The sequence below is a fragment of the Paracoccus sp. UBA5162 genome (assembly GCF_002413585.1).
Taxonomy (GTDB): Bacteria; Pseudomonadota; Alphaproteobacteria; order Rhodobacterales; family Rhodobacteraceae; genus Paracoccus.
In genome coordinates, this window is sequence record NZ_DHXG01000065.1 from 18,630 (window position 1) to 33,742 (window position 15,113).

A 15,113-nucleotide genomic window follows, 5' to 3' on the forward strand; every position below is an offset into this window, starting at 1 on the left:
GCCTTGGCAGAAATATCCCGGGGGAGCCCCGGAGGGGCGGGGGCAGCGCCCCTTTTTCCCGCCGGCTATTGCGGAAGCTCGGCGGTTATTCCTTCGACAAAGAAATCCATACCCGACAATTCCTCGTCCGTCGCCGTCTCGCCGTCGGCCAGCCATGCACTGCCATCGGCCTTGTTCAGCGGACCGGTGAAGGGATGGTATTCGCCCGAGGCGATCTTGTCCTTCAGCGCCAGCGCCTCCTGCTTGACCTCGGCCGGCACGGCATCGGTGATTTCGCCGATCTCGACCTCGCCATCGCCGATTCCCGCCCAGGTCGCCGTTGATTCCCAGGTCCCGTCCAGCATCGCGCCGACCCGTTCGATGTAGTAGGGCGCCCAGTTGTCGATGATCGACGAGACCCTGGGAGTCGGCTTGAAATTCGCCATGTCGCTGGCCTGTCCGAAGCCGATCGCCCCCGCTTCCTGCGCCTTGGCCAGAGGTGCGGTGGAATCGGTATGCTGCAGGATCACGTCCACGCCTTCGGCGATCAGGGCTGCTGCGGCGTCGGCTTCTTTGGCGGGATCGAACCAGCTATAGGCCCAGACCACCTTGATTTCGACATCCGGATTGACCTTTCTGGCGTGGATATAGGACGAGTTGATGCCCTGGACCACCTCGGGGATCGGGAAGGAACCGATATAGCCGATCTTGTTCGACCTGGTCATCCGCCCCGCGATGGTACCGATCACGGCGCGGCCCTCGTAGAAACGGGCGTCATAGGTAGCGACATTCTCGGCGCGCTTGTAGCCGGTCGCGTGTTCGAATTTCACGTCGGGAAACTTGGCCGCGACATTCATGACCGCGTCCATGTAGCCGAAGCTGGTGGCGAAAATCAGCTTGTTGCCCGCCAGCGCCAGCTGGGTCAGCGCGCGTTCCGCATCGGCACCTTCCGGCACGCTTTCGATGAAGGTGGTTTCGACCTTGTCGCCGTATTCGGCGACCATCGCCTGCCGGGCCTGATCGTGCTGATAGGTCCAGCCGCCGTCACCCACCGGGCCGACATAGATGAAGCCGACCTTCAAAGGTTCGGTTTGGGCCAAGGCGGGCGCGGCCAGGCCGATCGCGGGCAGGGCGGCGACACTGACAAGAAGTTCTCTGCGGTTCATGTTTCCCTCTCTGTTGTCGCGCCGCTTTCAGCGCAGCGCGTGGAAATTCTGGCCGAGCGAGCCGGGGGCGGCCCGTCCCGCGCGGCGGCTGTATTTCTGCCGGGCCGAGATCAGCACCAGCACGATGATCGTGGCAAGATAGGGCGCCATCGACAAAAGCTGAACCGGCACCCGGATGCCCGCCGCCTGCAGGCGCAATTGCAGCACCGTGACGCCGCCGAACAGCCAGGCGCCCGCCAGCACGCCGGGCGCGGTCCAGTTCGAGAACACCACGATCGCCAGCGCGATCCAGCCGGCGCCCGCGGTCATCCCCTCGGTCCATTGCAGCACCGTGGCGATCGAGATGAAGGCCCCGCCGACGCCCGCCATGGCGCCGCCGAAACCGATCGCCGCAATGCGGATCGCGTGCACCGGATAGCCAAGGGCGTGGGCCGCGTCGTGGTTTTCGCCCACCCCGCGCAGAATCAGGCCCGTCCGCGAGCGGTTCAGGAACCACCAGACCAGCGGCACCATCACAAGCCCCAGCCAGACGATCCAGTTGATGCGAAGCGGTCCGGGCATCATGGCGGGGGCCTTGATCCCCTCCAGCGGCTTGCCGAACAGCGCCGCGAGGCCCAGGCCGAAAAGCGTCAGCGCAAGACCCGAGGCGACCTGATTGGCCAGCAGGATTTGCGTCAGAGCCGCGAACAGCATCGCGATCGCGGCCCCTGCCAGCGCCGCCGCCAGAAAGCCCGCGAAAGGACTGCCGGTCACATAGGCCGCGGCAAAGCCCGCCAGTGCGCCGGTGATCATCATCCCCTCGACACCCAGGTTCAGAACGCCGGCGCGTTCCACCACCAACTCGCCAAGGGCGGCAAAGAGGATCGGCGTGGCCGCGGCCAGAAGCAGCAGGAAGACCGAAAGCGGGTCGATCATGCGGCGATCCTCCTGGCGATGCGAAAGCGGGTCAGAAGATCGAAACCCAGCAGGAAGAACAGCAGCATTCCCTGAAATACCTGGACCGTGGCGGCGGGCAATTGCAGCGTCAGCTGCGCCAGCTCGCCGCCGATATAGGTCAGTGCCAGCAGCAGGCCCGCCAGCAGGATGCCGACCGGATGCAGCCGGCCCAGAAAGGCCACGATGATCGCCGTGAAACCGTAGCCCGTGCCCAGCTTGTCGGTGATCTGGCCGGCGGGGCCCGCCACCTCGAACAGCCCCGCCATGCCGGCGAAGGCGCCCGAAAGGCCAAGGCAGAAGGCCACCAGCGTTTCGGGTCTGACCCCGGCGAAACGGGCCGCGCGCGGTGCCAGACCTGCGGCGCGGATATGGAAGCCCCGGATGTGACGGCTCATCAGGAACCAGATTGCCAGGACGGCGGCGGCGGCGGCCACGACGCCCCAATGCGCGCCGGTGCCTGCGATCAGTTCGGGGTTCGATGCGGCCGGATATTGCTGCAGGTTGCGCGATCCCGGAAAGCCATAGCCTTCGGGGTTCTTCATCGGCCCGAAGGCCATCCACGCCGCCACGCGCTGCGCCACATAGACCAGCATCAGCGAGACAAGGATTTCCGAGGCGCCGAACCAGTTGCGCAGCAAGGCCGGGATCATGCCCCAGGCCCAACCGCCCAATGCGCCCGCCAGCACCATGGCGGGAAAGATCCACATGCCCTCGGCGGGATAGGCCGCCAGCGCGACCGCCGCGCCGGTGATGCCGCCGATGATGTATTGGCCCTCGGCGCCGATATTCCAGATACCGGCGCGAAAGCCCACCGCCAGCCCCGAGGCGATCAGGATCAGCGGCGCGGCCTTGACCAGCAATTGCGGGCGCGAATAGCCGGCGGCAGGCCCGAACAGCGGATCCCAGAAGATCGTGCGGATCGCGGCAAGCGGGTCGTAACCCATGATCGCGAACAACAGGCCGCCCGCGATCATCGTCGCCAGGACCGCCAGCAGAGGCGTCGCGATCTGCCATGCGGCCGAGGTCTGGTCGCGTGGAACGAGGCGGATCATATCTGCGCGACCTCCATCCCGTGCGCGCCGCCCAGCATCAGGCCGATCTCGTCGAGGTTCAGCCCGGCTGTCGGACGCGGATCGGACAGACGGCCTTCGTTCAGCGCGCAGAAACGGTCGGACAATTCCATCAGTTCGTCGAGATCCTGAGAGATCACGATCACGCCCGCCCCGCCGCGCGCCAGATCCAGCAGCGACTGACGCACCGCGGTGGCGGCGCCGGCATCGACGCCCCATGTCGGCTGATTGACGACCAGAACGCGCGGCGCTTGCAAGACCTCGCGCCCGATGACGAATTTCTGCAAGTTGCCGCCTGACAGGGCGCGCGCGGCGGTAGAAGGCCCCGGCGTGCGCACGTCGAAGTCGCGGATCACCTGTTCGGCATAGGCTCGGGCGGCGGCGCGATCGATCAGGCCCTTGCGGACCAATCCCTTGCGCGGTCCAGCGGTCAGCAGCGTGTTCTCGGTCAGGCTGAAATCGGGCACGGCCGCATGGCCCAGACGATCCTCGGGCGCGGCCAGAAGCCCGGCCCGCCGCCGCGCCTGCGGGGGGGTGGCGCCCAGATCGCGGTCCTCCAGCAGAATCGTGCCCGGCGCGCTGCGAACCTCGCCCGACAGGGCGGCCAGCAATTCCTCCTGCCCGTTTCCGGCGACGCCGCCGATGCCCAGGATCTCGCCCGCGCGCAGGCTGAGAGAGACTGATTTCAGCGCCGTGCCCTCGGCGTTGGGGGCGGGCAGAGACAGGGACTTGACCTCCAGCAGGATCTTGCCCGCCTGCCGCCCGCTGCGGTCGATCGGACGCATCTCGCCGCCGACCATCATCGCGGCCAGTTCGCGGGCGGAATGGGCGCGGGGGTCGCAACTGTCCACGACCTTGCCGCCGCGCAGGATCGTGGCGCGGTCGCAATGGGTGCGGATTTCTTCCAGCTTGTGGCTGATATACAGGATCGCGGTGCCTCGATCGGCCAGCTTGCGCAGGGTGGCGAACAGCAATTCGGCCTCTTGCGGGGTCAGGACGCTGGTCGGTTCGTCCATGATCAGCAGGCGCGGATCCTGCAACAGGCATCGGATGATCTCGACCCGCTGACGTTCGCCCGCCGACAGCGTGACGATGCGGCGCGCAGGGTTCAGCGGCAGGCCGAAATCCTGGCTGACCTGCCGGATCCGGGCCGACAATTCCCGCCGGGGCGGCGGATATTCCATGCCGAGCGCGATGTTTTCGGCCACCGTCAGCGCGTCGAACAGGCTGAAATGCTGAAACACCATTGCGACCCCGGCCGCGCGCGCGGCACGGGGATCGGCGGGATGGTGGTGTGCACCGTTCAGCGTCATACGGCCGTCATCGGGCTTCACCAGGCCGTAGATCATCTTGACCAGGGTCGATTTTCCCGCGCCGTTCTCGCCCAGCAGCGCGTGGATCTGGCCCGCCTCGACCGCGAAGGACACGTCGTCATTGGCGCGCACACCGGGATAGGACTTTCCGACCCCTTCGGCCCGGAACACCGCCGCCTCTGCCGTCAAATTTGCCCCTCCGGTCAAAATCTTCGTCCTGTCTAGCGCGCCCGCGCCGCCTTCGGCAATTGCGCTGTTTGGTCAGGCTGCGATAACGTCGCGACCATGGCGACGAAATCCCCCCGATTCATTCATCTGCGCACACATTCCGAGCATTCCCTGCTGGAAGGCGCGGTTCCCGTAGGCAAACTGGCCACGCTTGCCGCCGAAGCAGGCATGCCTGCGGTCGCGCTGACCGACACCAACGCGATGTTCGCCGCGCTGGAATTCAGCGTCAAGGCGATGGAGAAGGGCATCCAGCCGATCATCGGCTGCCAGATGACACTGCGCCTGCCCGAGACCCTGGCAAGCGTGTCCGCCCCGGTCGTGCTGCTGGCGCAGAACCGGCAGGGCTGGCTGAACCTGATGGCGCTGTCCTCGTGTCTCTATCTGCGCACGGATGGCAGCCTGCCGCATGTCACGCTGGAGGAGGTCTGCGCCCATGCCCAGGGGTTGATCTGCCTGTCGGGCGGACCGACGGGGCCGCTGGGTCTGTTGATCGCGCTAGGTCAGACCGACAAGGCCGCATTGCTTGCGGATCGCCTTGGCTCGGCCTTTCCGACCCGACTCTATGTCGAATTGCAGCGCCATCCGGCCGAGAACGGCAAGTTGCCGGAGGCCGAGGCCGTGTCGGAAGGCGGACTGATCGAGCTTGCCTATGCAAAGGAATTGCCGCTGGTCGCCACGAACGACGTCTATTTCCCCAAGCCCGAAATGTTCGAGGCCCATGACGCGCTGATCTGCATCGCCGAAAAGGCCTATGTCGATCAGTCCCAGCCCCGCCGCCGCCTGACGCCGCAGCACTATTTCAAGTCGCCCGAGGAAATGGCGGTCCTGTTCGCCGACCTGCCCGAGGCGCTGGACAATAGCGTCGAGATCGCCCGCCGCTGCGCGTTCGCGGTCGAAAGGCACAAGCCGATCCTGCCCAGATTCGCCGATGACGAGGTCGCCGAGCTGCGGCGGCAGGCCGAGGAAGGTCTCGCGGCGCGGCTGAAGGTCATCCCCCATGCAGTGCCGGTCGAGGATTACGAAAAGCGGCTGGATTTCGAGTTGGGCATCATCGAGCAGATGGGCTTTCCGGGCTATTTCCTGATCGTCGCCGATTTCATCCAGTGGGCCAAGGACCACGACATCCCGGTGGGACCGGGGCGCGGCTCGGGGGCGGGGTCGCTTGTTGCCTATGCCCTGACCATCACCGATCTGGATCCGCTGCGCTACAACCTCTTGTTCGAACGCTTCCTGAACCCCGAACGGGTCAGCATGCCGGATTTCGACATCGATTTCTGCATGGATCGCCGCGAAGAGGTGATCCGCTATGTGCAGGAGAAATACGGCAAGGAAAAGGTTGGCCAGATCATCACCTTCGGCGCGCTGCTGTCCAAGGCAGCGGTGCGCGATGTCGGCCGTGTTCTGCAGCTGCCCTTCATGCAGGTGGATCGCCTGTCCAAGATGATCCCGGTCGAAGGGGTGAAGCCCGTCAGCATCACCCGGGCGCGGGCCGAAGAACCGCGCCTGCGCGAGGCCGCCCGCGAAGAGGTGATCGCCCGGCTGCTGGACTATGCCGAAAAGATCGAGGGGCTGTATCGCAACGCCTCGACCCACGCGGCGGGGGTGGTGATCGGGGACCGGCCGCTGGACCGGCTGGTGCCCTTGTATCGCGATCCCGGATCGGACATGCCGGCGACGCAGTTCAACATGAAATGGGTGGAACAGGCCGGGCTGGTCAAGTTCGACTTTCTGGGCCTGAAGACGCTGACCGTGATCCAGAACGCGGTCGATCTGATCAATGCCGGCGGGCGGCCCCTGCATGTCACAGCCGATGGCCGCGAATTGTATCGGCCGCCCGAGGGTGCCGAGAACCAGATCAACGCCATCCCGCTGGACGACCAGGCCAGCTATGATCTTTTCGCCAGTGCCCGCACGGTCGCGGTGTTCCAGGTGGAAAGCAGCGGCATGATGGATGCGCTGCGCCGGATGAAGCCCACCTGCATCGAGGATATCGTGGCCCTCGTGGCCCTGTATCGTCCCGGCCCGATGGAGAACATCCCGACCTATTGCGAGGTCAAGAACGGCGCGCGCGCGCTGGAATCGATCCATCCCAGCATCGACCATATCCTGGCCGAGACGCAGGGCATCATCGTCTATCAGGAACAGGTGATGCAGATCGCGCAGGTCATGGCCGGCTACAGCCTTGGCGGGGCCGATCTGCTGCGCCGCGCCATGGGCAAGAAGATCGCCGCCGAAATGGCCAAGGAACGTCCGAAATTCATCAAGGGCAGCATCGAGAACGGCGTGCCCGAAAAGAAGGCCGGCGAAGTTTTCGACCTGCTCGAGAAGTTCGCCAATTACGGCTTCAACAAATCACACGCGGCCGCCTATGCCGTGGTCAGCTATCAGACCGCCTGGCTGAAGGCGAACCATCCGGTCGAATTCATGGCCGCGGTGATGAACTGCGACATCCACCTGACCGACAAGCTGGCCATCTACAAACGCGAATGCGACCGGATGGGAATCGCGATCTTGGCCCCCTGCGTCAACCGCTCGGCACCGAAATTCACCGTGGGCGAAGGCCGCATCCATTATGCGCTTGGGGCGTTGAAGGGCGTCGGCATCGAGGCGATGCGACTGGTCCACGAGGCGCGCGGCGACAGACCCTTTGCCGATATCCATGATTTTGCCCGCCGCGTGGACATGAAGCGCGTGGGCAAGCGCCCGCTGGAGATGCTGGCCCGCGCCGGCGCGTTCGATGCGCTGGACGATAACCGCGCGAGGGTCCTGAAATCTCTGGACAGCCTGGTCGCGTGGTCGGCGGCGGTTCAGGAACAGGCGGCGTCCAGCCAATCCTCGCTGTTCGGCGGCGGCGAGGATCTGCCGCCGCCGCGTGCGGCGATCGAGCAGGTCTGGCTGCCGACCGAGAAGCTGGGCGAGGAACATCGCGCCATCGGCTTTTACCTGTCCGGGCATCCGCTGGACGATTACCTGCCCGCGCTGAAGCGCAAGAACGTGATGACGCTGGCCCAGATCAGCGCCGAGGCGGCAGGCGGCCCGATGGTGGCCAGCATCGCCGGCACCGTGGCCGCGCGGATGGAACGCAAGTCGGCCAAGGGCACGCCCTACGCCTTTGTCAGCCTGTCCGATCCGACCGGGCTTTACGAGGTGACGGTGTTCTCGGACCTGCTGAACGCCTCGCGCGATCGGCTGGAACCGGGCGAGAATGTCGTGTTGCAGGTCAAGGTCGAACCCTCGGGCGAGCAGGTCAAGATGCTGGCCAATTCCGTCACCCGGCTGGAGGACGCGGTGGCCGATGCAGGCGCCGGCAGCCTTGCGGTCGAGATGCAGAGCGCCGACGAGATTCCGCGCCTGGCCGAGGTTCTGGGTCGGATCCGCACTGAAATCGTGGTTTCGGCGCGATCTCGCGGGCCGATTCTGCTGCGTCTGCGCGAAGGCGATGAACTGATCGAGATCGAGGTGGCCGATGATGCGCCTCTGACCACGCCCGCGCGGCAGGCGTTGCGCGCCGTGCCGGGGGTGCTGGAGGTCAGCGAGGAATAGGGCGAGCGCGGCCTATTCTCTCAGGTCGCGTTCGGTGTTGTCCAGATCGGCGTCGCCGTCCATCAGGCTGCGATCGGCGGAATCGCCGAAGGTGGCCCAGTGCATGTCCTCGCCCGGATAGGGCAACTCATCGGGGCGCCAGGTCAGGTGCATGTTGGTCTTGGCGATCATCAGCCCGGTTATCGGCGCGGTTAGGAACAGAAACAGCACGATCAGGAATTCGTGCCAGCTGGCACGTTCGCCGAAAAAGCCGAACCAGAGCAGCGATGCGATCATGATGCCACCCACGCCAAGCGTTGCGGCCTTGGTCGGTGCATGAAGCCGGGTCATCTGATCGGGCAGCTTCACCAGCCCGTAGGATCCCACAAGACCGAAAGCACCGCCGATGACCAGCATCGCCGAGATCAGGATCTCTCCAGCAAGGTCCATCGCATTTTCCCTTTCATTCGATCAGGTCGCCGCGCAGCAGGAATTTTGCATAGGCCACGGTCGAGATGAAGCCGACCATGGCGAACAGCAGCATGATCTCGAAATACATCGTCGTGTCGTGCAGGATGCCGAACAGGGCGGTCAGCGCGATCATGTTGATCGCCATCGTGTCCAGCGCCAGAACCCGATCGCCGACTCCGGGCGCGAAAACAACGCGGTAGAGGCAGAACAACTGGCCGATGCCGAAACAGGCGAAGGCGAAATAAAGCGCGTAGAGGATCATTCGAAGATCTCCTTCAGGCGGGCTTCGTAGCGCGTCTTGATCTCGTCGATCACCTCTTGCGGTTCGGGAGCGTGCAGGCAATGGACCAGCAGCGCATGGCCGTTCTGCGACAGGTCCGAACTGACCGTCCCCGGTGTCAGCGTGATGGTGCTGGCCAGAACCGTGATCGCCTCGGGCGATCGCAACTCCAGCGGAATGGTGATCCAGGCGGGTTGCAGGTTGCGGTTGGGCTTGAACAGCACGATCAGCGCCACATCGATATTGGCCCTGATGATATCGTGGACGACAATCGTGACATAGACGAGGATCTTGCCCGGATGGCGCAGCCGGGCACGGGCGGGCCAGTAGGGTTCGGTCAGCGCCGGGATCGCGATGCTGAGGATCACCGCAAAGACCAGCGAACCCCAGGCGAACCGGTTGACCAGCAACATCCAGACGATGACCAGCATCGCCGAAAGATAGGGATGAGGAAACAGGCGCCGGATCATTTCGCACCCTCCTGCTGGCGCAGCACCGATTCGTAGTAGAGCGTCGGGTTGGTCAGTTGATCGGCCGTCCGTTGCAGATAATCGGTCAGCGGCCCGGCGAAGACGGTCAGCACCACCATACCGGCCAGCAGCGCGCCGGTCGCGGTGAAGGACAGCCATGGCGCTGCCGAATCGCCGACATCCTGGATCGGTTCGTCGGTTTCCAGCTTCGTCGGGATCGGTCCGGGCGCGGGGCGCTGACCTTCGTCGCTGTCGTTGCCCGGCTCGGGGTCCATCTCGTGCGACTTCCAGAACAGGATCGAGCCTGCCCGCCCAAAGCCCACCAGCGCGATCAGCGAGGTCACGAGAATCGTGGCCCAGATGCCATCGCGCCAGGGGTCGTCGGCGGTGGCGTCGAGGATCATCAGCTTGCCCAGAAAGCCGGACAGCGGCGGCAGCCCCACGACCGCAATGCCGGTCGCGAAGAACAGGGCCGAGATCAGGCCGGTATTGCCGATGGCCGGCCTGAGCCGCAGCCAGAAATCACCGCCGCGGCGCGCCGCGACCAGATCCACGACAAGAAACAGCGCCGCCGCCGACAGGGTGGAATGGATCATGTAATACAACCCCGCCGTCAGCCCCTGCGCATCGAACCGCGCGACCGAGATCATCAGCGTCCCGATCGAGGCGATGGCCGCGAAGGCCGCCAGACGCGCCAGGCTGCGGGTGCCCATCACCCCCAGTTGCCCCAGGGTCAGCGTGATCAGGGCGGCGGGCAGGATCAGGTCGGTGGCGATGGTCTCGATCACCGAATCCTGCGGAAAGACCAGCGTGAAGAAGCGGATGATCGCATAGACCCCGACCTTGGACATGATGGCAAACAGCGCGGCCACCGGACCCGGCGCGTTGGCATAGGTCGAGGGCAGCCAGAAGTGCAGCGGCACGATGGCTGCCTTGATGGCAAAGACCAGCAGCAGCAGCACCGCGCCGGTGCGCAGAAGCGCCGTGTCCTCGGTCGGCATCCGTGCCACGCGCTCGGCCATGTCGGCCATGTTCAGGGTTCCGGTGACGGCATAGAGACAGCCGAGCGCGGCCAGGAACAGCGCCGATCCGGCAAGGTTGTAGCTGATGTATTGCACGCCCGCGCGCAGCCGCATCGGGCCGCCTCCGTGAATCATCAGCCCGTAGCTGGCGATCAGCAGCACCTCGAAGAACACGAACAGGTTGAAGGCGTCCCCGGTCAGAAAGGCGCCGTTCAGACCCATCAGCTGAAACTGCCACAGCGAATGGAAATGCCAACCCTTGCGGTCCCAGCCCGATCCGATGCCGTAAAGCTGCACCGTCACCGCCAGGATCGCCGTCAGCAGCAGCATCAGCGCCGACAGCCGGTCCAGCATCAGCACGATGCCGAAGGGCGCGGGCCAGTTGCCCAGGCGATAGACGAGAACGTCGCCCTCGACGGCCATCATGTGCAGCTTGATCGCGACCAGCAGCGTCAGAAGACTGCCGATCACGCCGAAGACCCGCTGTTGCAACAGATCGTGGCGCATCCACAGCACCATCAGCGGGCCCATCAGGGCCGGCACCAGAACGGGGGCGATCAGCCAGTTATTCATGCTTTCTCGTCCTCGTTCGCCGTCTCGTCCACAGTCTTCAGCGGCGGCATGATCCGGTCGGACTCGGGCATGTTGACGCGGTCGTCGCCGCCCTCGATGAAGGCGCCCAGCGACATCATCACCACGACGGCGGTCATCCCGAAGCTGATGACGATGGCCGTCAGCACCAGCGCCTGCGGCAAGGGATCGGTGTAGTCGGCCGGCGAAATGTTGTCGTGGCTGCTCAGGATCGGCGGCATGTTGACGACCAGCCGGCCGGTGACGAACAGGAATGCATTGATCGCGTAGGTCAGCATCGTCATGCCCAGAACGACGGCGAAGGTGCGCAGGCGCAGGATCAGGTAGACGCCTGCGGCGGTTATCGCGCCGATCGCGGTGGCCACGAGAAGTTCCATCTACTTCGCCCCCTCCGGCTGATCCTCGCTGAGGTCTATGTCCATCGGTTTCGTGTTCACCTTCTCGCCCGCCTGGCGCGCGATCCGTGACAGCGAGTTCAACGCCAGCATCACCGCCCCCACGACCGAAAGGAACACGCCCAGATCAAACCCGATGGCCGAGGACAGTCCGATTTTTTCCAGGAATGGCAGCTTGATATAGCCATAGGCCGAGGTCAGGAAGGGCCGGCCGTTGAACCAGGCGCCGATGCCCGTGGCGCCCGCCGCGACCACCCCCGCCCCGATCAGCGCGTGATAGGGCAGGGTCTGGCGTTCCTGCGCCCAGGCATAGCCCGAGGCCATGTATTGCATCAGCAGGGCGATGGCGACGACGAGACCGGCGATAAAGCCGCCGCCGGGCTGGTTGTGGCCGCGCAGGAAGATATAGATGCCGACGACCAGCGTGATCGGCAGCAGCACCCGCGTCGCGATCACCAGCATCAGCGGGTGGCGGTCACCGGCGCGGCGCTGATCATAGGTCCAGTTGCGCAGGCGCTTGGCGGATTTGCCCTGAAGCAGGGTCTGGGTCAGCGCGAAGATGGCCAGTGCCGCGATCCCCAGGACGGTGATCTCGCCGAAGGTGTCATAGCCGCGGAAATCCACCAGGATCACGTTGACCACATTGGTGCCGCCGGCCTTCTCGTAGCTGTTTTCCAGCATGTAGCCCGAGATCGGGTCAAAGGCGAAGTCGCGGCGCAGGACGGCATAGGTCAGCCCGCCAAAGCCAACGCCCGCCAGCGTCGCAACAAAGGCATCCCAGCCGCGCTGCGTTGCGCCGGATTCGACCAATGTGCGCTTTGGCAGGAAGTTCAGCACCAGCAGCAGCAGGATGACCGTCACCACCTCGACCGAGATTTGCGTCAGGGCAAGGTCGGGCGCCGAGAAATAGGCGAAAAAGGCCGAAGTCATCAGCCCGACGATGCCGACCAGAACCAGCGCCAGGACGCGGACCCGGTGGAACGTGACCATCAGCCCGGTCGCCACCATCGCCAGCACCCAGCCGATCGCGGGGACCAGCTTGATGGGCAGCATGTCGCGCGTCGCCGGACCGGCTGCGCCCGTATACCAGGCCAGCGTGCCGGCAAACAGCGTGGTCAGGGTAAAGGCCGCCAGCGCGCGCGGCATTGCGCCATTGGTCATGTTGTCGGTAAAGCCCCGCGCCGCGAAGACCAGGCGCAGAAGCAGCCAGTCGTAGATGGTCTTGGCCTCGGGCCGCGGCGCGGCGTTCCAGGCCGCAAGCAGGGGGCGGTGCAGGCCCAGCAGAACCACGGCGCCCAGGACTGCGATCGTGGACATGATCAACGCCGCGTTCACGCCATGCCACAGATAGATGTCGGAACTTTGTGCCTCGCCCGTCACCGCGGCGGCCGAGGCATCGACCAGCCAGCCCGCCATGGTGTTGGGAAACAAACCGATCAGAATGACCAGCAAGGCCAGAAGCGCGGGCCAGGAATAGAGGCCGAATCCCGGATCGTGCGGGCGATGCGGATAATCGTCGCGTTCCTGGCCGAAGAACGTGTGGACAATGAAGCGCAGCGAATAACCCACCGAGAACAGCGCCGCGACGGTGCCCACGATCATGAAGGTCTGCCGCGCGATTTCAAGGTCGCTCAGCTCGGCCAGCATCATCTCTTTTGACAGAAAGCCGTTCAGCGGCGGAATGCCGGCCAGCGACAGCGCCGCGATGGTGCCGATGGCAAAGGTGATCGGCATCAGCCTGCGCAGCCCGCCCAGCCGCCTGATGGAGCGGGTGCCGGTTTCGTGGTCGATGATGCCGGCGGTCATGAAAAGCGACGCCTTGAAGGTCGCATGGTTGATGATGTGGAAGACGGCGGCTATCGCGGCCTCTTCCGTTCCGAAGCCCAGCAGCATCGTGATCAGGCCCAGTTGGCTGACCGTAGAATGGGCCAGCAGCGCCTTCAGATCGTCCTTGAACACCGCGATCACGGCCCCCACCGTCATCGTGATCAGCCCGGTCGTGGCCACGATCCAGAACCATTCCTCCGTGCCTGCCAGCACCGGCCACAGCCGCGCCATCAGGAACAGCCCGGCCTTCACCATCGTCGCGCTGTGAAGATAGGCGCTGACGGGGGTCGGGGCGGCCATCGCGTGCGGCAGCCAGAAATGAAACGGGAATTGCGCGGATTTCGTGAAAGCGCCGATCAGGATCAGGATCAGCATCGGCAGATAATAGGGACTGGCCTGGATGGCGTCCTTCCGTGTCAGGATATCGCCGATGTCATAGCTGCCGGCAACCTGGCCCAGGATCAGCATCCCCGCAATCAGCGCAAGCCCGCCCATGCCGGTCACGGCCAGCGCCATCCGCGCGCCCTGCCGTCCCTCGGGCAGGTGCCGCCAATAGCCGATCAGCAGGAACGAGGACAGCGAAGTCAGTTCCCAGAAGATCAGCAGCAGAAGGATGTTGTCCGACAACACGATGCCGATCATCGCGCCCTGGAACAGCATCAGATAGGTGTAGAATTTGCCGATCGAATCCTGTCGCGACAGATAGAAGCGCGCGTATCCGATGATCAGCATCCCGATGCCCAGGATCAGGATGCCGAACAGCAGCGACAGCCCGTCGATGCGGAAATTCGCGTTCAGCTGGATCAGCGGCAGCCATTCGAACCGGGCGGTGATCACCTCGCCGCGCAGGATCGCGGGAATATGCAGCACGAGGCCGATCAGCGCAATCAGCGTGGTGGTGCCGCAGGCCGTGGCGGCGACGCTGCGGCCGGACCGGATCAGCAGGCCGGGCAGCAGGGCCCCGATGAAAGGCAGCAGGGCGATGAGGGCTGGCGACATGTGTCCTGGGCTTCCTGTTGGCGCGTATGATCTTTTCGCTGCTTGACCTTTGTGTTTCCAATCATCGCAGTGGAGTCAAGCAAATGACCGGACCCGGACGCTTGCCCCTAGGCGATGTTCGCCTTTCGTGCTAACGCTGTGGAAAACCGGAAGGGGCGGACATGCGGGTTCTGGGGATCGATCCCGGATTGAGGAATACGGGCTGGGGCGTGATCGTCGTGGACGGGCCGCGGCTGCGGCATGTGGCGAATGGCGTGATCCATTCGTCCGCGGACAAATCCACGCGCGATCTGGCCGCGAGGCTGTCGGTTCTGTTCCGCGGCCTCTGCGCGGTCATCGCCGAACACGCCCCCGATGCGGCGGCGGTCGAACAGACCTTTGTCAACAAGGACGCAAGCGGAACCCTGAAGCTGGGGCAGGCGCGGGGCATCGCGCTGCTGGCCCCGGCGGAAGCGGGTCTGGCAGTGGGGGAATACGCGCCGAATGCGGTGAAGAAGACGGTTGTCGGCGTGGGCCATGCAGGCAAGGAACAGGTTCAGCACATGGTACGGGTGCAACTGCCCGGTGTGGCCTTCGCGGGACCAGACGCGGCCGATGCGCTGGCCATCGCCATCTGCCACGCGCATCACCTTCAGGGCCGGGTGCTGCGGATCGCGAGCCCGCGGCAGGGTGTCGCATGATCGGCCGCATCGCCGGAATCATCCTGCACCGCGGCCGCGATCATGTCCTGATCGACGTGCGGGGCGTTGGCTATATCGTCCATGTCAGCGAAAGGACGGCGGCCGCCCTGCCGCCCGCGGGACAGGCGGCGGCGCTTTATACCGATCTTCTGGTGCGCGAGGAT

General features: G+C 64.9%; 13 protein-coding genes. 3 read left to right on the plus strand and 10 right to left on the minus strand.

Features of this window, described 5'->3' with window-relative positions; genetic code table 11:
* Nucleotides 1-65: 65 nt before the first annotated feature.
* The 4 genes from B4A72_RS09600 to B4A72_RS09615 are packed head-to-tail and all read right to left on the minus strand — an operon-like array spanning nucleotide 66 to nucleotide 4,653.
* Nucleotides 66-1,145, minus strand: a complete 1,080-nt coding sequence (locus tag B4A72_RS09600) for a BMP family ABC transporter substrate-binding protein (protein WP_292953342.1) — start codon at nucleotides 1,143-1,145, stop codon at nucleotides 66-68.
* A 27-nt stretch (nucleotides 1,146-1,172) separates the two neighbouring features.
* Nucleotides 1,173-2,060: an ABC transporter permease gene (locus B4A72_RS09605; protein ID WP_292953339.1), complete on the minus strand. Its 888-nt coding sequence runs from the start codon at nucleotides 2,058-2,060 to the stop codon at nucleotides 1,173-1,175.
* Nucleotides 2,057-3,133 (minus strand): ABC transporter permease, encoded by a 1,077-nt coding sequence (locus tag B4A72_RS09610; protein WP_292953336.1) that lies wholly within the window; start codon nucleotides 3,131-3,133, stop codon nucleotides 2,057-2,059. Before B4A72_RS09610 ends, B4A72_RS09605 begins: the two co-directional genes overlap by 4 nt.
* Nucleotides 3,130-4,653, minus strand: a complete 1,524-nt coding sequence (locus B4A72_RS09615; protein ID WP_292978453.1) for an ABC transporter ATP-binding protein — start codon at nucleotides 4,651-4,653, stop codon at nucleotides 3,130-3,132. Before B4A72_RS09615 ends, B4A72_RS09610 begins: the two co-directional genes overlap by 4 nt.
* Before the next feature lie 96 nt (nucleotides 4,654-4,749).
* Between B4A72_RS09615 and dnaE the strand changes: the two genes are divergently transcribed.
* The gene (gene dnaE, locus B4A72_RS09620; protein WP_292978455.1) at nucleotides 4,750-8,235 is read left to right on the plus strand and encodes a DNA polymerase III subunit alpha; all 3,486 of its coding nucleotides are present in this window, start codon (nucleotides 4,750-4,752) and stop codon (nucleotides 8,233-8,235) included.
* Nucleotides 8,236-8,247: 12 nt separating this feature from the next.
* Here dnaE and B4A72_RS09625 read toward each other — a convergent pair whose 3' ends face one another.
* From B4A72_RS09625 to B4A72_RS09650, 6 genes are read right to left on the minus strand one after another with little or no spacing between them, the layout of a single operon-like run.
* Nucleotides 8,248-8,664 carry a Na+/H+ antiporter subunit G gene (locus tag B4A72_RS09625; protein WP_292953328.1) on the minus strand — a complete coding sequence of 139 codons (417 nt, stop codon included), beginning with the start codon at nucleotides 8,662-8,664 and terminating at the stop codon, nucleotides 8,248-8,250.
* A gap of 13 nt (nucleotides 8,665-8,677) precedes the next feature.
* Nucleotides 8,678-8,947: a K+/H+ antiporter subunit F gene (locus B4A72_RS09630; RefSeq protein WP_292953325.1), complete on the minus strand. Its 270-nt coding sequence runs from the start codon at nucleotides 8,945-8,947 to the stop codon at nucleotides 8,678-8,680.
* Nucleotides 8,944-9,435 carry a Na+/H+ antiporter subunit E gene (locus B4A72_RS09635; protein WP_292953322.1) on the minus strand — a complete coding sequence of 164 codons (492 nt, stop codon included), beginning with the start codon at nucleotides 9,433-9,435 and terminating at the stop codon, nucleotides 8,944-8,946. Before B4A72_RS09635 ends, B4A72_RS09630 begins: the two co-directional genes overlap by 4 nt.
* Nucleotides 9,432-11,030: a monovalent cation/H+ antiporter subunit D gene (locus B4A72_RS09640; protein ID WP_292953319.1), complete on the minus strand. Its 1,599-nt coding sequence runs from the start codon at nucleotides 11,028-11,030 to the stop codon at nucleotides 9,432-9,434. The genes B4A72_RS09635 and B4A72_RS09640 overlap by 4 nt, the downstream gene beginning before the upstream one ends.
* Nucleotides 11,027-11,425 carry a Na+/H+ antiporter subunit C gene (locus B4A72_RS09645; RefSeq protein WP_292953316.1) on the minus strand — a complete coding sequence of 133 codons (399 nt, stop codon included), beginning with the start codon at nucleotides 11,423-11,425 and terminating at the stop codon, nucleotides 11,027-11,029. Before B4A72_RS09645 ends, B4A72_RS09640 begins: the two co-directional genes overlap by 4 nt.
* Nucleotides 11,426-14,269, minus strand: a complete 2,844-nt coding sequence (locus B4A72_RS09650; RefSeq protein ID WP_292953313.1) for a monovalent cation/H+ antiporter subunit A — start codon at nucleotides 14,267-14,269, stop codon at nucleotides 11,426-11,428.
* A 161-nt stretch (nucleotides 14,270-14,430) separates the two neighbouring features.
* Between B4A72_RS09650 and ruvC the strand changes: the two genes are divergently transcribed.
* Together ruvC and B4A72_RS09660 are read left to right on the plus strand one after the other, a co-directional pair.
* Entirely contained in the window at nucleotides 14,431-14,949 is a 519-nt protein-coding gene (gene ruvC / locus B4A72_RS09655) for a crossover junction endodeoxyribonuclease RuvC (RefSeq protein ID WP_292953310.1), read from the plus strand.
* The coding region (locus B4A72_RS09660) for an OB-fold domain-containing protein (RefSeq protein ID WP_292978478.1) at nucleotides 14,946-15,113 on the plus strand (168 nt) is incomplete at its 3' end. The genes ruvC and B4A72_RS09660, both read left to right, overlap by 4 nt.